The organism is Curtobacterium guangdongense (genome assembly GCF_049341845.1).
Lineage (GTDB): Bacteria > Actinomycetota > Actinomycetes > Actinomycetales > Microbacteriaceae > Curtobacterium > Curtobacterium guangdongense.
The window spans coordinates 26,721-50,546 of record NZ_JBMPIT010000009.1 but is presented as its reverse complement, the minus strand read 5'-3'; the positions used below and the strand labels follow the sequence as shown (position 1 = coordinate 50,546).

General features: G+C 67.2%; 24 protein-coding genes. 10 read left to right on the top strand and 14 right to left on the bottom strand.

The window, feature by feature from the left end; all coding sequences use genetic code 11:
* The first annotated feature begins 585 nt into the window (after positions 1–585).
* The 5 genes from ACO0E1_RS14980 (at position 586) to ACO0E1_RS14960 (ending at position 9,044) form a co-directional block, all read left to right on the top strand.
* Complete coding sequence (locus ACO0E1_RS14980) at positions 586–4,308, top strand: hypothetical protein (protein WP_422874929.1); 3,723 nt, start codon at positions 586–588, stop codon at positions 4,306–4,308.
* Positions 4,309–5,303: 995 nt separating this feature from the next.
* Positions 5,304–6,452, top strand: a complete 1,149-nt coding sequence (locus ACO0E1_RS14975; protein WP_422874928.1) for a glutathione-independent formaldehyde dehydrogenase — start codon at positions 5,304–5,306, stop codon at positions 6,450–6,452.
* A gap of 53 nt (positions 6,453–6,505) precedes the next feature.
* Entirely contained in the window at positions 6,506–7,717 is a 1,212-nt protein-coding gene (locus ACO0E1_RS14970) for a zinc-dependent alcohol dehydrogenase (protein ID WP_422874927.1), read from the top strand.
* 2 nt (positions 7,718–7,719) lie between these two features.
* Positions 7,720–8,625 carry an SDR family oxidoreductase gene (locus tag ACO0E1_RS14965; RefSeq protein ID WP_422874926.1) on the top strand — a complete coding sequence of 302 codons (906 nt, stop codon included), beginning with the start codon at positions 7,720–7,722 and terminating at the stop codon, positions 8,623–8,625.
* Positions 8,626–8,819: 194 nt separating this feature from the next.
* On the top strand, positions 8,820–9,044 hold the full coding sequence (locus ACO0E1_RS14960) for a hypothetical protein (RefSeq protein ID WP_422874925.1): 225 nt from the start codon (positions 8,820–8,822) through the stop codon (positions 9,042–9,044).
* Positions 9,045–9,085: 41 nt separating this feature from the next.
* On the opposite strand, the gene ACO0E1_RS14955 is transcribed toward ACO0E1_RS14960, so the two are convergent.
* Complete coding sequence (locus ACO0E1_RS14955; RefSeq protein WP_422874924.1) at positions 9,086–10,090, bottom strand: helix-turn-helix transcriptional regulator; 1,005 nt, start codon at positions 10,088–10,090, stop codon at positions 9,086–9,088.
* Positions 10,091–10,104: 14 nt separating this feature from the next.
* A complete protein-coding gene (locus ACO0E1_RS14950) occupies positions 10,105–11,058 on the bottom strand; it encodes an AraC family transcriptional regulator (protein WP_422874923.1) in 954 nt (317 codons plus the stop codon).
* Between the two features lie 272 nt (positions 11,059–11,330).
* On the opposite strand from ACO0E1_RS14950, the gene ACO0E1_RS14945 reads away from it, so the two are divergent.
* The 3 genes from ACO0E1_RS14945 to ACO0E1_RS14935 all read left to right on the top strand — a co-directional run bounded on the left by ACO0E1_RS14945 (position 11,331) and on the right by ACO0E1_RS14935 (position 12,453).
* Complete coding sequence (locus tag ACO0E1_RS14945) at positions 11,331–11,546, top strand: hypothetical protein (protein ID WP_422874922.1); 216 nt, start codon at positions 11,331–11,333, stop codon at positions 11,544–11,546.
* 49 nt (positions 11,547–11,595) lie between these two features.
* A complete protein-coding gene (locus ACO0E1_RS14940) occupies positions 11,596–11,769 on the top strand; it encodes a hypothetical protein (RefSeq protein WP_422874921.1) in 174 nt (57 codons plus the stop codon).
* An 87-nt stretch (positions 11,770–11,856) separates the two neighbouring features.
* A complete protein-coding gene (locus ACO0E1_RS14935; protein WP_422874920.1) occupies positions 11,857–12,453 on the top strand; it encodes a TetR/AcrR family transcriptional regulator in 597 nt (198 codons plus the stop codon).
* 577 nt (positions 12,454–13,030) lie between these two features.
* Here the strand turns inward: ACO0E1_RS14935 and ACO0E1_RS14930 are convergent.
* The 12 genes from ACO0E1_RS14930 to ACO0E1_RS14875 form a co-directional block, all read right to left on the bottom strand.
* Positions 13,031–13,762: a hypothetical protein gene (locus ACO0E1_RS14930; RefSeq protein WP_422874919.1), complete on the bottom strand. Its 732-nt coding sequence runs from the start codon at positions 13,760–13,762 to the stop codon at positions 13,031–13,033.
* A 374-nt stretch (positions 13,763–14,136) separates the two neighbouring features.
* On the bottom strand, positions 14,137–14,262 hold the full coding sequence (locus ACO0E1_RS14925; protein WP_422874918.1) for a hypothetical protein: 126 nt from the start codon (positions 14,260–14,262) through the stop codon (positions 14,137–14,139).
* Between the two features lie 143 nt (positions 14,263–14,405).
* Positions 14,406–14,609, bottom strand: coding sequence for an aldo/keto reductase (locus ACO0E1_RS14920; protein WP_422875003.1), 204 nt, complete (start codon positions 14,607–14,609; stop codon positions 14,406–14,408).
* Between the two features lie 12 nt (positions 14,610–14,621).
* Positions 14,622–15,611, bottom strand: coding sequence for an aldo/keto reductase (locus ACO0E1_RS14915; RefSeq protein WP_422874917.1), 990 nt, complete (start codon positions 15,609–15,611; stop codon positions 14,622–14,624).
* On the bottom strand, positions 15,611–16,825 hold the full coding sequence (locus tag ACO0E1_RS14910; protein ID WP_422874916.1) for an MFS transporter: 1,215 nt from the start codon (positions 16,823–16,825) through the stop codon (positions 15,611–15,613). Before ACO0E1_RS14910 ends, ACO0E1_RS14915 begins: the two co-directional genes overlap by 1 nt.
* Positions 16,822–17,196: a DUF2255 family protein gene (locus ACO0E1_RS14905; protein WP_422874915.1), complete on the bottom strand. Its 375-nt coding sequence runs from the start codon at positions 17,194–17,196 to the stop codon at positions 16,822–16,824. The genes ACO0E1_RS14910 and ACO0E1_RS14905 overlap by 4 nt, the downstream gene beginning before the upstream one ends.
* A gap of 101 nt (positions 17,197–17,297) precedes the next feature.
* Positions 17,298–18,320 (bottom strand): zinc-dependent alcohol dehydrogenase family protein, encoded by a 1,023-nt coding sequence (locus tag ACO0E1_RS14900; protein WP_422874914.1) that lies wholly within the window; start codon positions 18,318–18,320, stop codon positions 17,298–17,300.
* Positions 18,321–18,344: 24 nt separating this feature from the next.
* Positions 18,345–18,557: a hypothetical protein gene (locus ACO0E1_RS14895; protein WP_422874913.1), complete on the bottom strand. Its 213-nt coding sequence runs from the start codon at positions 18,555–18,557 to the stop codon at positions 18,345–18,347.
* Positions 18,558–18,619: 62 nt separating this feature from the next.
* Positions 18,620–19,021, bottom strand: a complete 402-nt coding sequence (locus tag ACO0E1_RS14890; protein ID WP_422874912.1) for a (R)-mandelonitrile lyase — start codon at positions 19,019–19,021, stop codon at positions 18,620–18,622.
* A gap of 25 nt (positions 19,022–19,046) precedes the next feature.
* Positions 19,047–19,964: a helix-turn-helix domain-containing protein gene (locus tag ACO0E1_RS14885; protein ID WP_422874911.1), complete on the bottom strand. Its 918-nt coding sequence runs from the start codon at positions 19,962–19,964 to the stop codon at positions 19,047–19,049.
* A gap of 85 nt (positions 19,965–20,049) precedes the next feature.
* A complete protein-coding gene (locus ACO0E1_RS14880) occupies positions 20,050–20,508 on the bottom strand; it encodes a GlcG/HbpS family heme-binding protein (protein WP_422874910.1) in 459 nt (152 codons plus the stop codon).
* A 32-nt stretch (positions 20,509–20,540) separates the two neighbouring features.
* On the bottom strand, positions 20,541–21,605 hold the full coding sequence (locus ACO0E1_RS14875; protein WP_422874909.1) for an aldo/keto reductase: 1,065 nt from the start codon (positions 21,603–21,605) through the stop codon (positions 20,541–20,543).
* A gap of 113 nt (positions 21,606–21,718) precedes the next feature.
* On the opposite strand from ACO0E1_RS14875, the gene ACO0E1_RS14870 reads away from it, so the two are divergent.
* A complete protein-coding gene (locus tag ACO0E1_RS14870; RefSeq protein WP_422874908.1) occupies positions 21,719–23,113 on the top strand; it encodes an MFS transporter in 1,395 nt (464 codons plus the stop codon).
* A complete protein-coding gene (locus ACO0E1_RS14865; RefSeq protein WP_422874907.1) occupies positions 23,110–23,814 on the top strand; it encodes a carboxymuconolactone decarboxylase family protein in 705 nt (234 codons plus the stop codon). The genes ACO0E1_RS14870 and ACO0E1_RS14865 overlap by 4 nt, the downstream gene beginning before the upstream one ends.
* Positions 23,815–23,826 lie beyond the last annotated feature (12 nt).

The following is a 23,826-nucleotide window of genomic DNA, read 5'->3' as shown; positions in this document are numbered from 1 at the left end:
GCTAAAGCGGGCCGGGACTCGAACCCGGGTCAAACCTGTTCTGTGGCATATCTGGTCACGAGCCAGTGGGCCCCAGGGCCATACACCTGACAGAAGAATAGCGCAGGTGCTCCGATGTAGGAAGTGCGACCGTTGGAGCGTTGCATCAGCGGCCGGTGGGGCGAAGGCAGCGAGTGCTGCAACCCGGGCAAGGGTGCGCCCCCTTCGGCTTGCCCTGACTTCTATTCCGAGCAACTGATGACCGCTTCGCACCGGGAGATGCCGCGTAGGCGGCCGGACCTGCGAGCGGCGGGGTGTGCAGACCGCCTGCGGGCGGGCCTGCTAGCGAAGGCACCGGTTCGGACGACGCACATGTTTCGCCGACAGATCTCGTCGAGTGTGTGCATGATCGCAAGCGACTCTGACCACGGGAGTCGGTCCCCCTGAACGGCACCAGACGCGATGTATCGCTCTACTGCCGCAGCCTCGAACTGGTGATCATCTCCTGCGGGCGGGCCATCAAACTCCTCGACGAGCCATAGTGCGATCAGTAACTCGCACTGAGGCATCGTCACGGATGTCGGCTGTATGTATGAGAATCAACGTATGGGGCGAACCAAACAAAAGAAGCCGAAGAAGCAACGCACCAGTGGCAGACGCGTCGACGAAGTCGCCGCGGTCCTGGTCGGGACCGACCCTGACGATCTCTGGGTCAAGCTGACCGCCGCTGGAGCTTCCCCGGGAGGCCGGCACCGCTGGACGGCCGTTGGGGCGACAGTTGCCGCGGCCCTTCGAGCGGAAGACGCGGCCCTGACGCGCGGTGAGCGACAGCCCAGCCTGCAGCACGCTGTCGACAGCGTTGCCCAGGCTGCCGGCATCGACATTCGCTACGAAGACTTCATCGCAACCGACCCGACTCTCCGCGTCCGAACCAGGCTCGATGACGAACTCCTCAACCTGTTTCCCGGCACAGTCGAACGCCCGATCGCAGACATCACGCGCGCACTCCGCTTCGCCGATGTCCTGGACGACACCCTCATAGAACGACACGGCTTTGGGATCGGCAACGTTCTGCGAGTTGCCCTCCGCTACGCAGACCGAACAATCGCTGCAGTTGCGGACAGCTGGCGGCCGAAACCCGATCTGGCCCTCGGCGATCCGATAGACGTCGCGGCCGCGGAACTTGACGCAGTTCAACGCTTCGTCGCCGATCAGCCGGATCTCGCGCTTACCGACGCTGACTCGCGTGCCCTCGAATGGATGACGACCGCCGGAGCACACGCGCACTACACACCAGACGGGGTCAGCGGCTTCGGCAGATTTCTCCGGTTCCGCGTCGGCAGCAACCCCGTTCGCGAACGATGGGTCCCAATCGCGTTCATCCCCGAAATCCTCCAAGCTGCGACCGCAGAACTCGTCCTCAGCATCAAGGCGGACAACAAAATGGCGGCCCGGGTGCGCCGCAGCGTCCGCATCCAGACCCGAGATGCCCTGCTCCGCTTCGACAGCACCGTCATCGGTGCGCCAGACCACTTCTTGGGGGCTAACTCCCACGCTGTCGACTGGGTCGTGCCCTTCAGCCCCACAAGTGTGCTTGCCGTCCAAGTGGTGCCGGTGATGCGCGACCCGGACACCGCGCACGAGTTCGCCGTCGAGTTGGTCGCCTCCGCGGCGCGCGACGCATCCGAACCAGTCGAGGTGCCGTTCGCTCACGGTGGCCTGCTTACACTTCCCGCGGGTACGGAGATCGTTCCCTTGCTCGTGTTTGCAGGCGCGACACATCTCGTGGCCCCGCAACGGAATGGCTGTGCTACGGCCGCTCTCGAAGATCTCACTTGGATCGCAGAAACCGCCGACGACAACGGCGATCTGCTCGCGTTCGCGCGAGAGCTGGCCGATCCGAACCTGCCACCGCTATTCGGCTGGGAGACGATCAACCTCTGGGAGCCATGGCGGGCAAACGGCAAGCAGCTCTTCCCGGGCGGCGTCATGCCTTCAGCAGCTATGTTCGAAGCGCACGCCGGTGAAGCTGAGTGGGAGAGGGCGGCCGAACTCAACACCCTCGAAGCCGCACTTCTGAATGTCGGACTTCCGCCACTTCGAGATGCACAGCTCGCCGACATCACGAGCGGGCGGCCGAAGGCCGTCTTCGCGGGCAATCCCTTTTACAACGAACGCCGCGGAACGTACGAGGCGCCCATTCCTGACGCGTGGGCGGTCACTACAACCTCACCTCCCGTGGCCTTCCCGGTCGCGAGCGACGATTGGGATCGCGGGAACCCCTTCACGCTGCTCAGCGACCTTGGAGGCGGGCTTGCGTTCGCCGTGGACTCCATCGGTGACCAATGGGCGCAGGCGCATCACACCTCGGCGGCGCGCGGCTACCGCGTCCGATTCGAGTCAAGCGACGACAGCAGCCCGATCGCCGGCAGCACCACCGACATCTCCCCAATCGGACTAATCGGGCACACGACCTGGAGAGTTGGCATCGAATCATTCGCCGACCGTGCGGACGGGAACCCGACAGCGACGAACGAGATGTGCGCAGCCCCGCTCGCCGACATGGTCCGGGGCACCGGCACGAGCGACGCGGACGCGGAGCACATCCGCGCGGCGCTCATCGCGGCACCGCCCTTCCTGATTATGGAGCGCAAGGAATCTCGCACGGCTCGGTTCAACTTGCCATCCCCAGTGCGCTTCGACGATGCGGAAGAGTCCCGAATGACGCGCATCCTGGCCGAGCGGATCGCCGGATCGGCGACACGACCGGCAACCTACCGGGGCACTGCAGCGAACGCGCTCGTGCGGGACCTGATCGCCCCGACCGCCCGCCAGGAACTCCGCCGACGAATTCGCGTGCACGCCCCCCGGGAGGTCATCAGCTACGGCCTCGAACAGCTCGTTCGCGTTGCCGATGCCCGAGAGCGATCAGTCGGCAACCTGCAGCGCGTTGCCCGTCACCTAACAACCGCGTGGGACCCCACCGAACGGATGGCCCTCGCCTCTGCCGAATTCGTCCGCCTCCGTCAAGCGAACGAGATACTCATCGAAGCAGCCGTCCAGGACCTCACGGGCGCTCCCGACATTCCCAGTGCACCGGCAGTAGCTCCAATCGACGGACACGCGTGGAGAGCACTTCTCGCCGCCGCCGATGCGTACCTAGCAATCACGCAGCACAGCGAACGACTTCACCACGGGATCACGCCCGTTGAAATCGAGCTGACGGACCTTTTCGAGCTGCGAGTCAGGCCGGATCTCACGGACCAGGCCGCCGAGTGGCCACTCGACTCCGCGAGCCTCAACATGGCAACCGCCGCATCCAACCTGGACGACGTCGACCCGATCGAGTCAGTCGCATCGACACGCGTCATCAACAACCTCGACGCGGCGATGCTGCATGAATTCGGCGCGTCGCGCGAAGACATCTACTTCGTCCTCATCGCCCTGACGCATTGGGATCGATTCGAGGACGCGGCCAACATCGCCCGCGCCAGTCCGGACGAGGTCGAACAGTGGGTGTTCGAAGCGGTGGACACGACCGACGAAGCACGTCGCGCACGGTTGCGCGCAGCGACTCGACTGCTCACCAGCAGCAGCCAGACTCTGGCAGGAGAGTGGGAACCGTGGCTCACGCGCACACGGCGACACCGCTTGCTCGTGCAACCGATTGTCCAGGTCGACGCTGACCTTCTCATAGCGCCCCAGTTCATGACAGTTGCCCTCGGCGTCTACAACAACTACCTCACACAAGGGATCCTCCCGTGGTCGGCACCGCCGACAGCTCAACTCGGCCAAGCACTCGCGGCGCTACGTGCGGAACGGAACAACCACTTCGAAACTGCTGTCGCGGAAGCGTTGAACGATGAGGGGTTCACCACCGTCAGCCGCATCAAACCCGGCGACGGAACACGTATCGGCGTCCCGGAACTGACAACCGAGATCGACATCGTCGCCGCGCGGCCTGGAGACAACACAGTCTGGCTCATCGAAGCGAAGGATCCCGCAGCCGTGTTCGGCATTATGGAAACGGCTCGACAATTGCAGACGTTCTACCGTGATCGGCCACGCTCCAACGGACGAACCTCACCGTCGTACGCCACCCAGCTCGCGCGGAAAGACGACGAAGTCCGCCCGTACGTGCGGGAGGTCGCGCGGAAGCTCGGCGCAGCGGCGCCTGAACAAGCAGCCCTCGACCTGAAGACCGTGTTCGTCACGCGCGGGATCACCGCAGCCGGATTCATACCGGCCCGCTTCCCGGTCCTCACTCTCGACGATCTCCTCGCCGACGTGAGATCCGACCGCGCCGAGGGCGGATCGTCCGATGCTTGAGATCCACGCTTCCCTGCCAGGAGCGGATCGAACGGAAGAAACGTGTCCGGATCCGTGCTGACCGCCCTTGTGGGCGTCTTCGTGACGGCTGCCGGGTACCTGGCAGGCACATCGCTCCCGCTGTGGGCCGTGCTCATTGAGTAGGCCGCGCTGGTGGTCATCTCTTTCGGTCCGTTCCGATCGGGCTACCGCACGCTCGTTCGACGCGCTCGACGCGTTCGACGCAGGATGCGTTGGATGATCAAGCACCCGAATCGCGGCGCAGGTGGCTCTTCCTGAGGACACCGGACGTGGTCCATACGGGTGGGTTTTCTCGGGTCTCGCTGCGGAGGGCGCCCCGCCCAAGACCGAAGGGTGGCGGCGGCATAATCCGGTTTGGCCCCGACGCGATCGACCGATCACTGAGCCAGGAGGTAGTGGCCTCTCGTTTGCGCCCCCATTCTGACGGAATTGGCTTCGTTGCACCGGACGCCCAACTCGCCGTCGGGCCTACGAAGTCGGACGATCTAGTTGGCGGAAATCGCAGACAAGATGTGGCGGAGACCCGATTGCGCGCCCGATTCCGGACCATCTGCTGGTGTCGTCGACAGTCGCCGCGCACATAATCTGTCTCCTTCGCACACAACTTGCCGCCATGCGTGCGGGCGGCGGGCGACGGTCCGTCGCTCACCCCGAGTCCTGGAAGCGTGCGCGAAGCGTCCGCATGACGCACCTTCACCGAGAAGGATCGCGGACCACCTATCTGAGACAAGAGCTCCCGACATCCAGCGCTAGCAGGCGCCTCAGCGACGCTCCCACCTCGCCGACGGCAAGGAACTCCGCGTTCTCGGTGTCGCCGAGTCCGGTCGACGACCGGCCACCGAGACGTCGTGTAGACCGCGTGCGGCAATGGGACAGCGTTCATGTCGGTCGGCGTACCGTCCTTAGCGTCACGGTGTCGGTGGCTTCCCGTCGTCGATGTCGTGTGCCGAAGCGATGAGGGAGGAACACGCATCATGCGAGCAGTCGTCTACAACGGGCCGCACGACGTCAGCGTCGACGAGGTGCCGGATGCCACGATCGAGCAGCCGACCGATGTCGTGGTGCAGGTCACCGCGACGAACATCTGCGGGTCGGATCTGCACATGTACGAAGGCCGTACCGACATCGAAACGGGCAGTGTCTTCGGCCATGAGAACCTCGGGACCGTCGTCGAGGTCGGCGACGGCGTGCAGAAGGTGCGGGTCGGGGACCGTGTCGTCTTGCCGTTCAACGTCGCGTGCGGCTTCTGCAAGAACTGCGAGCGTGGTTGGTCGAGTTTCTGCTTGACGATGCAGCCGAACCCGGCCGCTGCAGGTGCCGCGTACGGGTACGCCGACATGGGTCCGTACCGCGGCGGTCAGGCAGAGCTGCTCCGCGTGCCGTTCGCTGACTACAACGCGCTCCGGCTCGGTGAGGACTCCGTCGAGAAGGAGAACGACTACGCGATGCTGTCGGACATCTTCCCGACGGGGTGGCACGGTGCTGAGCTCGCCGGCGTGCAGCCGGGCGACACGGTCGTCGTGTACGGCGCGGGCCCGGTTGGTCTGATGGCGGCGTTGTCCGCGTCGCTCAAGGGTGCTGCACGCATCTTCGTCGTCGATCGTCAGGCGGACCGCCTCCGGCTGGCTGAGTCGATCGGTGCGATCGCTGTCGACGACTCGAAGGTCGACCCGGTGCAGACCGTCCTCGACGCGACCCTCGGCTTGGGCGCCGACTGTGGCATCGAGGCCGTGGGCTACCAGGCGCACGACAACGACGGGAAGGAGCAGCCGAACCTGGTGCTGAACCGGCTCATCGCGTCCGTTCGGTTCACCGGAGGGATCGGCGTCGTCGGCGTGTACCTGCCGGAGGATCCGGGTGCTTCCGATGAGCTGGCGAAGAAGGGGCAGATCGCGCTGGACTACGGCACGTTCTTCTTCAAGGGCCAGCGCATGGGGACCGGCCAGGCGCCGGTGAAGCGGTACAACCGGCAGCTGCGTGACCTGATCGCCGCGGGGAAGGCCGAGCCGTCGTTCATCGTCAGCCACGACCTGCCGCTCGAGCAGGCGCCGGACGCGTACCGGCACTTCGACGCTCGAGACGACGGCTGGACCAAGGTCGTCCTGCACCCCGCTCAGGCCTGAGCACGTCGAAGACGTCCAGCTGACGTGACCAACCGTTCGAAAGGAACTCCTCGATGAAGGCAGTGGTCTGGCACGGGGTCGGAGACATCCGACTCGATGACGTTCCTGAACCCACGATCCAGGACCCGCACGACGCGATCGTCCGGATCACACGCAGCGCGATCTGCGGGACGGACCTGCACATGGTCCGCGGCACGCTCGCCGGTATGGAGCCCGGCACGATCCTCGGACATGAAGCCGTCGGTGTCGTGGCCGAGGTCGGCGACGCCGTGCGCGGGTTCAGTCCCGGCGACCGGGTCCTGATCAACTCGACGATCTCGTGCGGCGCTTGCCGGTACTGCCGGATGGGCAAGACCGCGCAGTGCGACGTGGCGAACCCGAACGGCCCCGCCGCCGGCACGTCGTTCTTCGGGGGTCCGTCCTCCACCGGTCCGGTCAACGGACTGCAGGCCGAGTCGGTGCGTGTGCCATGGGCGCAGAACACCATGCATCCGCTTCCGGAGAACGTCTCCGACGAGCAAGCGATCCTGCTCTCCGACATCTTCCCGACCGGCTGGTTCGGCGCTGAACTCGCCGGGGTCACCCGAGGCGACGTCGTCGTCGTGTTCGGCGCCGGCATCGTCGGCCAGTTCGCCGCGGTCTCGGCGTTCAAGCAGGGCGCAGGCCGGGTCATCGTCGTCGATGGTGAAGAGACGCGTCTCGCTCAGGCCCTGGCGCAGAACTGTGAGGTCGTCGACTTCAACCGTGAGGATCCGGTCAAGGCGATCCTCGAGCTGACCAACGGCATCGGCGCGGACTGCGTCATCGACGCCGTCGGCGTCGACGCCGAACGCCCGAAGCGCGGACCGGCGGCCGTCTCCGACGACGAGGCTGCGGCGTTCGACGCGGAGGTCGCAGAGGTCGCCCCCGACGCGGCACCGGACGGTCCGCTCTGGAGGCCCGGTGACGGTCCGTCACAGGTCGCGCGGTGGGCGGTTGCGAGCGTTGCGAAGTACGGCCGCATCGGCATCATCGGCGTGTACGGTCCGACCGCGGACCGGTACCCGATCGGTGAGGCGATGAACAAGAACCTGACGATCCGGATGGGCAACTGCGACCACCACTCGGTCACGCCGCCGCTGATCGACATGGTCGCCGCAGGCCAGTTCGACCCGACGGCACTCATCACCGAGCACGAGCCGATCGGTTCCGCCATCGACGCGTACGAGGTGTTCGACCGTCGCGAACCCGGCTGGATCAAGGTGGAACTCACGACGGGAGCGTAGGCATGACCGACGGACCGGTGGACCAGTACGCGTTCGGCGATCCGCGTGATCGGTACCCCGTGATCTCGCCACCGGTGCAGCACCAGGCCGAGCCGGGCCTCCAGTCCGAGATGACGCCGGTACCGGACCTCGGTGAGTCGAGCTACCGGGGGACCGGCCGGCTCGCCGGACGGAAGGCGCTCATCACCGGTGGCGACTCCGGGATCGGTGCCGCGGTCGCCATCGCGTTCGCGCGAGAAGGCGCGGACGTCGCGATCTCGTACCTGCCGTCGGAGCAGTCGGACGCGGACCACGTGCTCGAACAGATCCGCGCCGCTGGGCGAACCGCGGTCGCTCTGCCCGGCGACCTCACCGATCCGGTGGTCTGCGCGTCCGTCGTTGAAAACGCCGTAACCGGCCTCGCAGGGCTCGACGCGCTCGTCATCGTCGCTGGGAAGCAGGTCTGGCAGTCGGACGTGACCGAGATCACCGACGAACAGTTCACGACCACATACGCCACCAACGTCACGGCGCTGTTCCGGATCGTCCGGGCAGCGGTTCCGCACCTCGCTCCCGGATCGACGATCGTCACGACCGCTTCGGCCGAGATCCACTCGCCGGCGCCGGACCGGCTCGACTACGCGTCGACGAAGGCCGCGGTGGACAACCTGTCGCACGGGCTCGCGTTGCAGCTGATCGACAAGGGGATCCGTGTGAACGTCGTTGCCCCGGGGCCGACGTGGAGCGTGCTGCAGGTCACCGACGGTGTCGATCCGGAGTCGTTGCCGGAGTTCGGGTCGAGTGAGGCGCCGCTGGGTCGTGCGGCGCAGCCCGCGGAGATCGCGCCGGCGTACGTGTTCTTGACGTCGGCGGAGTCGTCGTTCGTCGTCGGCGCGACCCTCGACATCAACGGCGGGATGACTGCCTGACACGCCCCGCAGTTGACGCAGCAATCTGCACCGGATGCACGCCGGGCGTGGTCTCGTAGGGCCTCGGGCACCGCGTGACGAGCGTGGGGTTACGGCGTTCTCAGCACGCGGTGCGTAGCGTCGACAGCACCGTCAGATCGTTCGGCGGTGTTCCTTCTCGGTGCCACCGACGAGGCTGTTCGAGGAGGGGACCGATGATTCCGGTGAAGCTGCAAGACCTTGTGTGGTCGCCTGAGAGCGACGGCGTGTGGACTTCCTGCAACGCCAGCGGGTCGGCGTTCGGCACCGTCACCCGCACCGGTCGCTACAGCGTGCTCAGCGCCGACGGATCGGTCGCGGGCTCACACGGATCCTTGGATGCGGCCAAGAGCGAGCTCGAGGCATTCGCGCGGTGGATCTTCCGCGGAACCCCGGCCTGATTCTGACCGTCCAGATGTCTCTGATGCTGTGACGCTTGCGATCAGCCTCTTCGGTCGTGCGCAAAACGGAGCGTCTCGCCGGGGAGCTCACCGAACTCGTCTCGGTAGGCACCGGAGAACCGACCCAGGTGCCGGAAGCCGATCGCTCGGGCGACGTCGGTCACTGAGGTGGCATCTCCGGATTCCAGCTGCTGGCGGGCCATGAGCAGCCGGATGCCCCGGAGGTAGCTCATCGGCGTGGTGCCGTGCACGCGTTGGAATGCGCTCTGCAGGCCGCGCGCGCTCAGTCCCGCTGCGTCGGCGATGTCCTCGAGGCTGATGCGGTCCGCGATGTGGTCCAGGATGAACGTCTCCGCCTGGCCGAGCCTGGTCTGCGGGGGTTGGTCCTCGGTCCGCCCGACGGGCCAGTGTGGGATCGCGGTCAGCAACCCGGCCGCAGCTGTGCGAGCAAGTTCGAATTCCCGCTCGACGGAAACTTCTCCCTGCGTGCTGAGGATCTCGGCGGCGACCATGCGGACCATGAGCCACCAAGCTGCCAACGGCGCGCCGTCCGGGATGTGGTTCGGTTTGAACTCCAGCGGACCCGGTTCCCAACCGCCTCGGTCTGCGGCGACGCGCTCGACGACGTCACGGTCGATGCGCATGACGTCCTTCTGGAAACGGTCCCACTGCACGTGCTGGAACCCGGGCGCGTAGAGCACGGGACGACCGATGGGCAGCTGCTGGCCGGCGACCACCGCGTGGCCGGCCTTCAGCCAGACGAGGACCATCGCGGCGGACGCGTCGACCTCCCCGCGGATCGTTCCGGTGCAGCTGGTGGACTCCAGCGACAGCAGTGAGGTGCCGGTGAGCGTCTCCTCGAACGCGAAGTCGCTGCTGCCGGTGACGTCGAGACCGCGTCCCTGGAAGGTGTGCAGGATCGCCGCCCGGGCGACGGCGGGCTCTCGCGTGCGCGTCACCAGACGGGTCCGGGTGATCGTCTCGGTGTCCGACTGGTCTGCACTTCCGACGCTGCGGTCGGCGGTGGTGGCGGTTGTCTCGGTCATGGTGCGCTGTCCTGTCAGGATCGGCGGAGGGTGTCTCGCGGGTACTCGCCATGGTGTTCTACGTACGCGGCGGAGAACCGGCCGGCGTGCGCGAAGCCCCAGTGTCGGGCGACGTCACCGATGTTCGTCGTCGCAGGGTCGCCAGCGCGCAGGGCGTCGCGTACCCGGTCGAGTCGCACCTGTCGGATGTACGCGTTCGGGCTCATCGCGAACACCCGCTGGAAGGCGTGCTGCAGGGCCCGCAGGCTCAGGTTGGCGACCTGGGCGATGTCCGTCGTCGTGATCGGCAGGTGCGCGTGTTCGTGGATGTACTCGACCGCCTGACGGATGTGGCCGTTCTTCGGCAGCAGCAGCTCAGCAGGCAGCGACGAAGAAACGACGGGGTAGAGCTCCAACAGCGCGAGTGCTCCGAGCCGCCCCATCTCGGCCTGCAGCAGTGGTGAGGCGTTGCGGTCCATGACGGTGTGGGAGATCAGCTGCACGCTGTTGCGCCAGACCTGCAGCGCGCGGTCGTCCGGTCGGACCGTGTGGTCGAGCTGCAGGTCGCCGGGGGAGACACCGCGTTCGCCGACAACGGCCTCGAGCGCGGACCGGTTGATCTGGACGATGCGCTGATCGTAGTCGTTGTAGGAGAACGCGGCGCCCTGCTGCGGCCACAGCTGCGGACGGCCCGGTTCCATCCGGATCTGCTCGTCCCCGGTCCCGATCCTCGCGGTGCCCTTCGTCGTCCACTGGACGACGAAGTCCTCGGACGGCGTCATCACCCCGTCGAGGTGGCCATCGAACTGGATCCTCCGGAGCGTCATCGACTGGTCGCCGACGGCGGTGTACCGGAACGAGAACGGTTGCCGTGTCCGGTCGGCGCTCCATCGCTGCCCCGCGTACGCGTCAGCGAGGAAGTCGCGAGCCTCACCGAGATCGGTGCTCTGCGTCTCTTCCCGCACTCGGGTCGGATGCTGGTCGTTCATGGGATCGGCAGCAGTGTGCCCCGAGCGGCCGCCCGCGACTGGGCGAGTATCCGAAACACGTCACAGAAGCGTGCCGCTGTCGTGAGTCTCGCTCCCGCCAGCACGGTGTCGTGGGAACGCTGGTTTAGCCGGTGGGCGACACAGGGATGTGCCCTTGGTGTCCGGAAGTCGACGACCCTGCGGTCACGACTCGCGAGCCGGAACGGCGATTCCGTACGGTCGTCTCATCGCCCGGCGCTGTCGCACCGACGCCATGCAGACAAGGACGAACCATGACCACGATCACCATCCCCGACTTCCAGATCGCACCCAAGACGGCGCACGACGCTGTGTCGCTGCGGCGGCGCCGGCCGGCACAACGCGATCCCCTCAGTGAGGTCCGCGAAGCCCGACGCCAGCACGTCCTGCAGGTCGCAGCGGTCAGCACGGGCGTCGCGTCCGTCACCCTGGCGGCTTCCGCGGCCGTCGTCCTCACCTTGACGGTCTGAGTGCAGCCGTTCCACATGACCACCTTCCTCGCAGAACAGGACCGCACTGATGACTGAACGAGACGTCCTCGACCAACTGCGTCGAATCCCGACCGAGTGGCATCGCCGCGGGATGAGCGCCCCCGGTGAGATCGACCAGATCATCACCGCCCGCCTCGGGGAGCACTACACCACCCAGCACACGGCCGAGCCGGCGTACGCGGACTTCTTCGTCGTCGCCTGACCTCTCGCCACGACCCTCTCGCCACGACCCTCTCAGCATGACCGGTCCCATCGCGACGGGTACGCTCAGCTCCAACACCACCTGGACATGACACTGCTCACACTCACCCCCTCCACGCGCGAGACGTCAGTGCAACGCGCAGCGTCCGGCGCTGCCGACGCCCTCTTCACCGAGCACGGCGTCATCCCGGTGACCCTGCAGCAGATCGCCGACCGGGCCGGTCTCACGGTGACTGAGCTGACGGCCGCGTACCCGACGAAGCAGTCCCTCGTCATCGCCGTCCTGCAGCGCTGGCACGGCGCATGGCGGCGCGCATTGAGTCACATCACCGACGTTTCCGACGACCCGCGCGACGAGGTCCTCGGGATCTTCACGTACCTCGAAGAGTGCTTCGCCGACCAGGGTTGGCGTGGCTGCGCGTTCATCAACGGACATGCAGAGCTCGGCCGCCAGGACCCCGACATCGCCGCCCTCGCCCGGGAACACTTCATGGACGTCGAACGCCACCTCACCCTGGTCTGCGAACGCGGCAACATGCCCGCCCACATCGCCCAGGGCTTGTCGCTGCTGATCGAGGGCGCGCGCGTCGAATCCGCAGTGCAGCAATCTGCCCAGCCGGCACGGTCTGCCCGCCTCACGGCCGCGATGCTCATGTCGGTCTACGACACCCGCTCGACCTTCTGACGAGTTTCACCGCTCGCTGAACAGGACCGATCCCGTGGTTCGCCGCGGTGTGGTCGCGCTGGCCGTTACCTATTCGCGCGAGGTGTGAGTGGCGGACCTTGAGCGCGCCACCGACTGCCGGAAGAGAGCTGAGGTCAGCTCGGTGGGTCCGGTGGGGGTGGGGGAAGCGCGCTGATGGTCCTCCGTTTGACCAGGGGTTTACTGCAGGCGACCTAAAACTCTGCAGAAGCGCGGCGACAGTGAAGCTGCAATCCGCGATGTCACGCGGTGAGACGCGACACTTTGCGAAGACGCTCACATGTCGTCCGCCGGCTAACTCGTCCGACTGGTATCCAACGTGTCCGAGGTACGGGTGTGGACCCGTCGTCTGGAAGCACGGAGCCGCTGACTCCATAAGGGCACCGCTCAGCCTTCGTGCGTCTCGGGGCGTCCGTGTGGCGTGCGTGCACTGAGATAGCTCGCGGACCACCTATGTGAGACGGGGATCGCTCCGGAGCAGGGCCGTAGGAGTCCGACGCCCCCGTAAGCACTCCGGGACCCACTGGTGGACCGGCTGTTGCGAACCGGCAAGCTTTGATCAGACTGAGTCGTTCGTGGTTGGCGGTTCCAAAGCAGGTAGCGACGACCGCCCAGGAGCAAGGAGCTCCGCGGGAACTTCCTCCGTGATCGAAGTGAGCGCCTTCTTGTATTCCTCGAGGTCTGCACCGATAGCAACCGGGGTATGAACGAACAACGCGATCACGCCCAATGCAGCCGCGAGTCGCTTCACGTTAGACAGCACGCCCTTTTCCGATGGGGGCGGCACCATCGACCACGGGTCGAGCGCCTGACCCCGCAGATGCTTGGCCTTTCGGATCAGAGCATCTGCGCCACCGATCCTGAAGAGATCGACGTCGTGGATGGCGGAGTACGCGTAACCCAGCAAGGTCTCCCGCACCGCGGTCGGAAGATCCATTGCATCATTGATCGAGTCGATCAACGCCTGAGCGCTATCTCGGACTTCTGCTAGTTGGTCGTCGGACGGGGCCCCTACTCCAGGTAGGCGTTGCAGAGGTCGGCTGCAGCTCCTGAGGGACTGGACGTGTCCGGTGTCGAGACGCTGCTTCATCAGCGACATGCCGTTGGTCGCCTCAGCGACGACTGACATGGCAGCTCGAGCCGCCGTGAGAGCAGGTGTGTAGTCCTCGAGGTTCTCCTCGGCGTGCTCGGTCGATCGGAGCAGGTCCTCGACCACGTCCGGGAGCACGAAGAGAGGGGCGATGGCGAAGAGCAGCAAGAGTGGCGGCGGTTCGTCGCGCAGTTCGGTCACGGGCAAGTTCGTGACGGCGACGTACGCGAAGTCGCACCTCGCCACGTCTCGAGTGACCGAGCGCGGCATGCAGGCCGCGCACGTGCAGTTCCGTCCCTCAGTTCGCCCGTCCACCTCCCGGATCCAGCCGCCGACGAACTCGCAGCCCGACTCGTGACAGACGACAAGTCGCGAGAGCCGGAAGGCCAGTTCGGCATTCAGCCCGCGAATATGCAGCGCCCACCGGCCGTGCGACCTCCGAACTCGCAGATTCAGCCGCCGAAGCCGAAGCCAGCGCAGTAGTGGCTCGAGGCGTCAAACCCGCCTACGCAGAGCACTGGCGGGAACCCGGCTGCCCGGATTCCCGCCAGTGAGTCACCGCGTTGCGGCGCTTGCTACTTGCTCTTCTTGTGCGAGGTCTGCGTGGTGCTGGGGTGCGACTTCGCGTACTTCGACGTCACGTACTTGCCAGTGATCGAGCTTCGCGACGAACCGCTGCTGCTCTTGCCGGACTTGGCCATGACTCCGCGCTCCTTCCTGCCACGAGCGAGCGGACGGTCCACCCTCTTTGGCATGACTATTATCCCGCTAGGAAGTGTGCATCTAGTGGTCCGAAACGCCGCCAACCACTACATGTAGTAGTCAATGCGCTCTGGGGTAGTGCTCAGAGGCCGCCAGCGGGGCGCGCTTGGTAGTGCTCTCCGAGCGCGGTGACCTCGTCTGGGGTGAGGTCGATGTCGACAGCGGCGGCGGCGTCGTCGAGGTGATGGGGCTTCGTCGCACCGATTATCGGTGCGCTCACGACGGGATTGCTGACGACCCATGCCATTGCGATCTGCGCCATCGGCACGTTCCGTGCCTCCGCGATCTGCTGCCGGGGTCAGAGGTTGGTTTGCGCTTCGAGCCAGTCGGGGTATCGGCCGCCGATGATCTCGACGGAGTCGGAGAGCGCCGTGAGGCGGTTGACGTCGGCCGGCGACAGCTCGACCGCCGCGGCACCGATGTTCTCGGTGAGCCTGTGCGGTTTCGTCGTGCCGGGGATCGGCACGATCCACGGCTGGCGGGCGAGGAGCCACGCGAGGGCGACTTGCCCGGGCGTCGCGCCGAGGTCGGCGGCGATCTGCTTGACGCCATCGACGAGCGCGACGTTCGTAGCGAGCGCTTCCTCGCCGAAGCGTGGGATGCTCGCGCGCAGGTCGTTGTCGCCGAACGTCGCTGTCGGGTCGATGGTGCCGGTGAGGAACCCCTTGCCGAGGGGGCTGAACGGTACGAATCCGATGCCGAGTTCTGCGCAGGCGGCGAGGACGCCGTCTTCCGGGCGGCGCCACCACAGCGAGTACTCGCTCTGGATCGCGGTCACCGGCTGCACGGCGTGGGCCCGGCGGATCGTCGCCTCGGCCGCCTCGGACATCCCGTACCGCAGGACCTTGCCCTCGGCGACGAGCTCCGACACGACCCCGGCGAACTCCTCGATCGGGTGCTCCGGGTTGACGCGGTGCTGGTAGTAGAGGTCCAAGTGATCGACCCCAAGCCGGCGGAGCGATCCCTCGGCGGCGGCACGGACCTCGTCTGGGCGCAGGAGGCGGCCGAGCGGCTGATGCGTGTCCGGGTCGATCGCGTTCGCGAACTTCGTGGCGATCGTGACCCGGTCGCGGAACGGGGCGAGGGCCTCGCCGACGAGTTCCTTGTTGCGGTGCGGGCCGTAGGTCTCCGCCGTGTCGAAGAACGTGACGCCCTGGTCGACGGCGCCGTGCAGGAGCGCGATCATCGCGTCACGATCCGGATTGCCGCTGTAGCCGCCGGTCATGGTCATGCAGCCGAGCCCGACCGTCGAGACGGTGAGGTCGGTGCCGAGCGTGCGTGTCTGCATCAGTGCTCCTTGTTCGTGGTCGCCCGACGTGCTCCGAGAACGGCGAGCGGGATGAGCCCGAGGATGACGAGCACGATGCCGATCGTCTCGGGAGCGGTGACGCCGAGCGGGCCGTCGAGCGCGTCGCTCTCGACCCAGGTGGCGATGGCGATGCCGGCGTTGAACGCGGACACGGCGACCGCGGCGGCGAGTGTCGGTGCGGTGGGCGCGAACCGGCCGGCGAGGCCGGTGGCGACCGGTGGGACGGCCATGCCGGTGATGCCGAGCAGGATCACGAGGATGATCGTTGGCACCCCGTACGCGGACAAGGGCAGCAGCAGCGCGAGCACGACGCCGACGCCGGCGGCTGCGGTGATGAAGACGGTGAGGGGTCTGCGGTCGGCGAGCCGTCCGGCGAGGTTGGTGCCGATGAGAGCGCCGGCGCCGAAGCAGACGAGCACGATCGGGACTGCCCATTCCGGGTATCCGGTGCGGTCGGTCAGCAGCGGGGAGATGTAGGCGAACGCGCCCATGTACGACCCGGTGATCAGGATCGTCGCGATGACGAGCAGCCCGGTCCGGCCGGTGATGAGTGCGCGGATCTCCGCGGTGGCGGACTGCTGCTCCCGCTTGCCGTCCGCGGGGGCGAACATGCGGATGACGACGGCGGCGACGGCGGCGAGGACGGCGAGAGCCCAGAACGACCCGCGCCACCCGAGCACCTGACCGGCGAAGGAGCCGAGGGGGACGCCGGCGACGACGGCGAGGCCGACGCCGCTCATCATCACCCCGAGCGCCCGTGAGCTGCGGGCCGGGCCGGCGGCGGTGGTGGCGACAACCGCGGCGACGGCCCAGAATGCCCCGGTCGCAACTGCGGTGATGACGCGGGCGATGATGACGACGGTGAAGCTGTCGCTGAGCGCAGCGACGACGTGGCCGGCCGCGAACACCGCCAACGCAGCGATCAGAGTTGCCCGGCGGGGGAGCCGGAGCGTTGCCAACGCCATGACGGGTGCGCCGATGATCATCCCGATCGCGAACGCCGTGATGAGCAGCCCCACCCGGGCGACCGAGACGTGCAGGTCGGCGGACATCTCCTGCAGGAGTCCGGCGATGATGTTCTCGCTGGTGCTCATCAGGAACGTGCCGACGGCGAGTAGGGGCACGACGAACGGCAACCGGCCGGACGGTGCCGGCGCGGTACTGGTTGCGGTGGATCCGGTCGCGACGCTCACGAGCGCGGGCTGATCCGGACGGTCGCCGAGGTTGGCCCGTCCTGCAGCATCGGCGGCAGGTATTGGCTACCGGCGTACTTCGCTTCGTACGCGGCGTCGATGCGGCTGTTCAGGTCCGGCCCGACAGCCTCAAAGGTCACCTCGTGCTTGGCGCCCGCGACGCGGATGCGGCCGGCACCCTGCTCGATCGCGGACCGGTACCAGCGGGAGGCCTGCCCGTTGTAGGCGCGGACGTACAGATCGTCGTCGACGACGACGGACCAGATCCATGTGGGCGTGCCGTATGTGGTGCCGTCGGCGCGGAACGGGCTGACGTGTAGGTCATCGGACGCGGCGATCCCCGCGAGCGTGTCAGAGGGCCAGGCGGCCATCATGGTGTCCTTTCGGAAAGGGAAGGGGGGCCTCCGGCCGTGTAGGGGGGGGGGGGGGGGCACGGCCGGAGGCCCGGTTCAGGGGAGCTGTCGTTTGGGGCTTAGAAGCGGACGATGGCTTTGATCGCGCGGCGCTCGTCCATGGCCTGGTAGCCGTCGACGATGTTCTCGAGTCCGACTTCGAGGTCAAACACGCGGCCGGGGTTGATCTGATCGGTCCAGATCAGGTTGATCAGCTCCGGGAGGTATTCCCGGACGGGGGCGGGGCCGCCGTGCAGGTGCACGTGCGAGGGGAACAGTGCATCACCGGGCAGTTCGACGCCGTGGGAGACGCCGACGTAGCCGACGTGACCGCCGGGCCGGGTGGATTGGATGGCCTGCATCATCGACTCCTGCGTCCCGACTGCTTCGACGACCGAGTGCGCGCCGAGCCCGTCGGTGAGTTCCTTCACCTTCGCCACGCCGTCGTCGCCGCGTTCTGCGACGATGTCGGTCGCGCCGAACTCACGGGCGAGGGTCTGCCGGTCCTCATGCCGTGACATGGCGATGATCCGTTCGGCGCCGAGCTGCTTCGCAGACAGCACCGCGAGTAGTCCCACCGCGCCGTCGCCGACGACGACGACCGTCTTCCCGGGACCGACCTCAGCCGCCTTCGCCCCGAACCAGCCGGTACCGAGCACGTCCGATGCGGTGAGGAGGGAGGGGATCTTGTCAGCGGCGGGCATGTCGGGGGTGGCGACGAGGGTGCCGTCGGCCTGCGGGACGAGGAGGTATTCGGACTGGGCACCGTTCATGCCGATGTAGCCGCCGTGGATGCAGTTCGACTGGTACCCGGCCCGGCAGATCTCGCAGGTGTTGTCGGAGAACATGAACGACCCGATCACGAACTGACCGACCTCGACGCTGGTCACGTCATCGCCGACTTCGTGGACGATGCCGACGTATTCGTGTCCCATCGGGGTGGCGTGCGGCATCTGCTCGACGCCGCGCCAGGGCCACATATCGGAGCCACAGACGCACGCGGCGACGACCTTGATGACCGCGTCGGTGGGGTGCTGCACCGTGGGGGTGTCGCGGTCGATGACCTCGACGTCCCCGGGGGCGTTGATGACTGCTCCTCGCATGGAGGGGCTCCTTTCAAGACAGAGTTATCGACGGCGGAACAGGAGCGCAAGGCCCCACCTGCCGGGGTTCATCCGGACGGCTGCTTCGGCGAGGATGCGGTCCTCGCGCTCCCGGTCACGGGTGAGGTCGGTGATGGTGGTGGTGACGCTCCACCACAGCTGCACCCGCTGGACCAAGCAGGCGCGCTTCGCCGGGGTAGGCACCGTCGCGGTGGTTGGGGAGGGGAAGTGGGTCACGAGGGTCCGTTCGGGCGCAACTGTTGACGCCGCCTCCGGAGCGGGCGGCAGTCTGCTGGTGGTTAGGGGCGGTGGTAGTCCTCGTCGGCGACGTGCTCGAGCCAGGTGGTGGCGGTGGCGGAGTCGTCGCCGAGTTCCATCATCGCCAGGTGCTCCATGTAGTCCTCCGGCGTCGCACCGTGCCAGTGCTCTTCTCCGGGGGCGGTGTACACGGTCTGACCGGGATGGACTTCGATGACGCCGCCGCTCCGGGTACCCATCAATGCGACGCCTTCCGTGACGTGCAGGGTCTGGCCGCGCTCGTGGAAGTGCCAGGCGGTGTGCGCGCCGGGGGTGAAGCGCACCTTCGCGACCGTCATCCGGTCACCGTCCTGGTGCGGGCCCATGATCGGGTCCAGCCACACATCTCCGGTGAACATATCTTTCGAGTTCAGCGTGGTCGGTTTCTTCGGTTCGATCTGCATGCTCTGTGCCTTTCTCGACGCCGGGTCAGGCGTCTGCTGCGGTTGCCGGGGACCCCGCAGCGGTGGCGGCGTCGTGTTCGTGGGTGGCGGCCCAGTTCGCCAGCAGTTGCAGCCGTTCCGCTGTGGGGGAACCGGGTTCTGCGGTGTAGAACAGCAAGCTGAGGTCGTCGTCGGCCATCAGGTCGGCGCCCTCGTAGATGAGGTCGAGGGGCCCGACCATCGGGTGTTGGAAGTGTTTTTCGCCGATCGCGTGGCGGCGCACATCGTGGGCTCCCCACCGCTGCCGGAACTCCGGACTGCGGGTGGAGAGCTCTCCGACGAGGTCCTGCAGGGCCTTGTCGTAGGGGTCTTTCCCGGCGGTGGTGCGGAGGATCGCGACGGTCTGGTCGGCGGCGAGTTCCCAGTCCGGGTGGAACGCGTCCGATCGGGGCCGGTCGAGGAACGTGTACCGGGCCAGGTTCGGGATGCTGCCGTCGGTGAGGAGGGCCGCGTTCGGGAACAGGTCGGAGTACATGGCGCGGGCGAGCCGGTTCGTGCCCAGCACGTCGAGGCGGCCGTTGCGGACGATGGCAGGGCCGGCGGTGACGTTGTCGAGGATCAGCTGCAGCCCTGGCCGGATGCCCCGCGCCCGGACGGTGCGCTTCGTGCGGCGCAGAGGCGACGACGACGATGCCCGTGCGAGGTCGAACAGATGATCTCGTTCAGCGTCGCTCAGTCGGAGGGCATCGGCGATGGCGAAAAGCACCGGCTCAGATGCTCCGGACAGGTCGCCGCGCTCAATGCGGGAGTAGTACTCCACGCTCACGTCGGCGAGCATCGCGACCTCCCCGCGGCGCAATCCCGGAACACGACGATTCTGACCGCCAGGCAACCCGACCTGCTCCGGGGTGACCTTCGCACGGCGGGTCGTGAGGAACTCACGCACGTCGTCTCGATTGCTCATACCCACGACCGTAGAACGTGCTCTGCATGTGTGGGATACCCGGCGAGTACACTTCTCGTGCCGCCGTTGAGCGCGCAGCAGGCAGTCACGGCGCGGTGCCCGGAGATGGTCCGGTGTTTTGGGAAGGCCCGGTGCGCTGCAGCACCGTGGCGATGGCGGCGGTCGCCGCAGCATGATCCTCGGCACCGCTGCCGCCGCTGATCCCGACCGCGCCGACTGCCACCTCGTCGACGGTGACCGGTACGCCGCCACCGAGCAGCATGATGTGGTCAACGGCGGCGGTGAGCATCGCTGCGCCGTCGGGACCGAAGGTGCGGGTGTGCTCAAGGAACTCATCCGACGGCATCCCGTAGGTGGCCGCGGTGAACGCCTTGTTCCGCGCAACCTGCGGCGCCTGCGGTGCCGCACCGTCCATGCAGTACGTCAGGATCTCCTGCCCCGTGTCCGACACGACAGCGATCGCCGCGGGATGCCCTTGCGTCTGCACCTCCCGGACCGCAGCATGCACCAGGGCCATTGCGGCGTCGGCGGTCAGTCGTGGCACCGACCGTGTCAATGCGCCAGTACCCTGCTCGGTCACTTTGTGGCCTGGATCATGTCCATCAGCGGCACGCCGCCCTCGACCCGGCGGGCGCGCTGCGCGGTCCCGAACGGTCCGTACGGGTACTGACCCACCGTGGGTGCGCTGACCTCGTCGAGGCGGGTCCGGATGGCGTCGTCGAGGTGCAGGTCGGCGGCGGCGACATTGTCCTGCAGCTGCTCGACGTTGCGTGCGCCGATGATCGGGGCGACCATGCCGGGGCGGTCGTGCACCCAGCTCAGCGCCACCCGGGCCGGGCTGGTGCCGATCTCGTCAGCGGCTTTCACGACGGCGTCGACGACGTCCCACGTCTTCGGGGCCGCGGCCCGGTAGGCGGCGGTGAACTCGTAGACGGGGTTGTCGGATGCGGCGCGGCTGCCGGAGGTGGGGTTGCTGTCTCGGCTGTACTTGCCGGTCAGGAACCCGTCCGCGAGCGGCGACCAGGCGAGGATGCCAACCCGGTTGTACTCGGCGCCGGCGAACACGTCGGACTCGCTCTCCCTCGAGAGGAGGCTGTACTGCTGCTGCAGGGTCGCCGGCACCGGGACACCCATCTGCATGGCGGTGGAGACCATCAGCTGCAGCTGCCACCCGGTGAAGTTCGACAGCCCCACCTGGTGGATCTTCCCGGCGCTGACCGCGTCAGCGAGGAACCCGAAGGTCTCCTCGACGGGAGTGATCGGATCCCAGGCATGCAGCTGGTACAGGTCCACGTTGTCGCGACCGAGCCGGCGGAGCGACTGGTTCAGCTGCCGGTCCAGGTGACGGCGGGAGTTGCCCTGATCGTTCACACCCGGGCCCTGCGGGGAGCGGGCCTTCGTGGCGATGACGACGTTGTCGGTGACATCCGCGGGGCGGGACGCGAACCACTTCCCGAGGGTCTCTTCGGACTTCCCGCCGCCGTACACGTTCGCGGTGTCAAGGAAGTTGCCACCCTCGTCGAGGAACGCGTCGATGACAGCGAACGCGTCCTCCTCGGAGGTCATGGTGCCAAAGTCCATGGTGCCGAGCGCCATCGAGGACACGACGGTGCCGGAGTTACCAAGCGTGCGGTGCTGCATGGGGGAGCCTTTCGTCTGGGGGTTGCACCGGGAACGGTAGGCCGCCAGCAGCCGGTGAGAGGTTCCCTGACAGGGGATCCCTCCGGCTACATGCCGCGCGGTTCAATCAGGACGTGACCGCACCAGCCTCCTCCTCCTCCGCACCGACATCGACGGATGTGCCGCACCGGCCGGGATCTGCGCTGCTGCTGGCGTCGATGGGGTTCTTCCTCATCACCCTCGACATCCTCATCGTGAACGTCGCGCTGACCCGCATCGGCCGTGAGCTCGGTGGCACCACCGCCGGGCTGCAGTGGGTGATCGACGCGTACACGCTGCTGTTCGCCTCCCTGCTGCTGTTCGCCGGGAACTTGTCCGACCGGATCGGCGCGAAACGGGCCATCGGCACCGGCATCGCCGGGTTCCTCGTCGCATCGGTTGCGTGCGCGCTGGCACCGACGTTGGGTGCACTGATCGCCGCTCGCGCCGTCCAGGGCGCCGCGGCCGCGATCATGCTGCCGGCATCGATGGCGCTGATCCGTGAGGCATACCCGGACCCGGCGAAGCGTGCACACGCCCTCGGGATCTGGGCAGTCGGCGGCGCCGTCGCCGGCACCATCGGCCCCATCCTCGGCGGCCTCCTCACCACCTTCGACTGGCGGCTCGTGTTCGCGATCAACCTGCCGGTCTGTATCGCGATGCTCATCCTCCTCACCCGCATCGCGCGCTCCGCTGTCCGGCCGAGCCCCTTCGACTGGGCCGGCCAAGCCCTGTCACTGATCACGCTCGTCGGGCTGGTGTTCGGGCTCATCGAGGGAGGGGCCATCGGGTTCGGTGCACCGATCGTCATCGCGGCGCTCGTGATCGCAGCGGTCGCCCTGACGATGTTTCTGCTCGTACAGGCGCGGGGAGCGCATCCGATGATGCCGCTGGAGCTGTTCCGATCCAGTGGGATGCGGATCGCGCTCGGCGTCGGATTCGCGTTCATGGTCGGCAACTTCGGCAGCGTCTTCGTGCTCAGCCTGTTCCTGCAACAGCACCTCGGATTGACGCCGCTGCTCGCCGGACTGGTGTTCCTGCCGTCGGCGGCGTTCAGCATCACCGGCAACATCATCAGCGGTACCCTCGCAAACCGGTTCGGGCCCCGCGTGCCCGTCGTCACCGGGCTGACCTGCATGGTCGTCGGCCTGCTCGTGATGATCATCGGCGCGCCGACCGAATCGATCTGGCTTGTTGTGATCTGCACCATCTTCACCGGTGCCGGTGGGTCCGTCGCGATGCCACCCGCGACCTCCGTCGTGCTTGCCAGCGTCCCGTCCGACCGGGCCGGGACGGCCAGTGCGGTGTTCAACACGTTCCGGCAGGTCGGCGGCGCCGTCGCGATCGCCGTGTTCGGCGCGTTCCTCGCCGACCGCACCCACTTCATCGCCGGCACCCAGCTCAGCTTCGTCCTCGCCGCCGCCGTCATCCTCACCGCGGCGATCGCCGCCGTCTTCATCCGCACCCCCACCCAAGGAGCAACCCGATGACCGCACTGACCGAAACCGACCCCGAATTCGCAGCGTTCTTTACCGCGTTCACCACCGACGAGTCCCTCACTGACAACGCCCTACCGACGTCGGATCGGTACCTGTACCAGCTCGGTGCCCTGATCGCCGTCGGTGCGGACGCTCCGTTCCGGAATCAGCTTGCGGCTGCGCTCGACGCCGACGTCACACCGGTCCAAGTGAAGGAAGTCGTCTACCAGGCTGCCGCCTACGCCGGCGGGGCGCGAGCGATCGCGTTCCTCGAGGTCACCAACGAGATCCTCGCCAGCCGCGGCGTCACTCTGCCGTTGCCAGGCCAGTCCACGACGGCACCCGAGGACCGGATGGCGCTCGGTACGGCGAAGCAGAAGGAAGCCGTCGGTGGTGACAACGTCGACGGCATGTATGCGAACGCCACCCCGGACACGCTTCGATTCCAGCGGTTTCTCTCCGGGAACTGCTTCGGCGACTACTACACCCGCGCCGGCCTCGACCTCCGGCAGCGGGAACTGCTGACCTTTGCGATCCTCGTCGGACTCGGCGGCGCCGACAACCAGGTCAAGGGGCACGTCGCCGCGAACCTCAACGTCGGCAACACCCGCGCCCACCTCCTCGACGTCCTCGCCGCACTCGTGTCGTGGGTCGGCTACCCGCGGACCCTCAACGGCCTCGCTGCAGTCAACGACGGCGCCCCCGCCGACTGACGGCCGCGCCGT

Excerpts from the sequence above, each read along its gene's own strand:
- ACO0E1_RS14875 (WP_422874909.1), bottom strand. The coding sequence starts at position 21,605 with ATGCAGCACCGCACGCTTGGTAACTCCGGCACCGTCGTGTCCTCGATG.
- ACO0E1_RS14925 (WP_422874918.1), bottom strand. The coding sequence starts at position 14,262 with ATGGCCAAGTCCGGCAAGAGCAGCAGCGGTTCGTCGCGAAGCTCGATC.
- ACO0E1_RS14890 (WP_422874912.1), bottom strand. The coding sequence starts at position 19,021 with ATGCAGATCGAACCGAAGAAACCGACCACGCTGAACTCGAAAGATATG.
- ACO0E1_RS14945 (WP_422874922.1), top strand. The coding sequence starts at position 11,331 with ATGACCACGATCACCATCCCCGACTTCCAGATCGCACCCAAGACGGCG.
- ACO0E1_RS14975 (WP_422874928.1), top strand. The coding sequence starts at position 5,304 with ATGCGAGCAGTCGTCTACAACGGGCCGCACGACGTCAGCGTCGACGAG.
- ACO0E1_RS14980 (WP_422874929.1), top strand. The coding sequence starts at position 586 with ATGGGGCGAACCAAACAAAAGAAGCCGAAGAAGCAACGCACCAGTGGC.
- ACO0E1_RS14935 (WP_422874920.1), top strand. The coding sequence starts at position 11,857 with ATGACACTGCTCACACTCACCCCCTCCACGCGCGAGACGTCAGTGCAA.
- ACO0E1_RS14970 (WP_422874927.1), top strand. The coding sequence starts at position 6,506 with ATGAAGGCAGTGGTCTGGCACGGGGTCGGAGACATCCGACTCGATGAC.
- ACO0E1_RS14950 (WP_422874923.1), bottom strand. The coding sequence starts at position 11,058 with ATGAACGACCAGCATCCGACCCGAGTGCGGGAAGAGACGCAGAGCACC.
- ACO0E1_RS14905 (WP_422874915.1), bottom strand. The coding sequence starts at position 17,196 with ATGGCCGCCTGGCCCTCTGACACGCTCGCGGGGATCGCCGCGTCCGAT.
- ACO0E1_RS14900 (WP_422874914.1), bottom strand. The coding sequence starts at position 18,320 with ATGCGAGGAGCAGTCATCAACGCCCCCGGGGACGTCGAGGTCATCGAC.
- ACO0E1_RS14965 (WP_422874926.1), top strand. The coding sequence starts at position 7,720 with ATGACCGACGGACCGGTGGACCAGTACGCGTTCGGCGATCCGCGTGAT.
- ACO0E1_RS14865 (WP_422874907.1), top strand. The coding sequence starts at position 23,110 with ATGACCGCACTGACCGAAACCGACCCCGAATTCGCAGCGTTCTTTACC.
- ACO0E1_RS14960 (WP_422874925.1), top strand. The coding sequence starts at position 8,820 with ATGATTCCGGTGAAGCTGCAAGACCTTGTGTGGTCGCCTGAGAGCGAC.
- ACO0E1_RS14915 (WP_422874917.1), bottom strand. The coding sequence starts at position 15,611 with ATGCAGACACGCACGCTCGGCACCGACCTCACCGTCTCGACGGTCGGG.
- ACO0E1_RS14940 (WP_422874921.1), top strand. The coding sequence starts at position 11,596 with ATGACTGAACGAGACGTCCTCGACCAACTGCGTCGAATCCCGACCGAG.
- ACO0E1_RS14955 (WP_422874924.1), bottom strand. The coding sequence starts at position 10,090 with ATGACCGAGACAACCGCCACCACCGCCGACCGCAGCGTCGGAAGTGCA.
- ACO0E1_RS14885 (WP_422874911.1), bottom strand. The coding sequence starts at position 19,964 with ATGAGCAATCGAGACGACGTGCGTGAGTTCCTCACGACCCGCCGTGCG.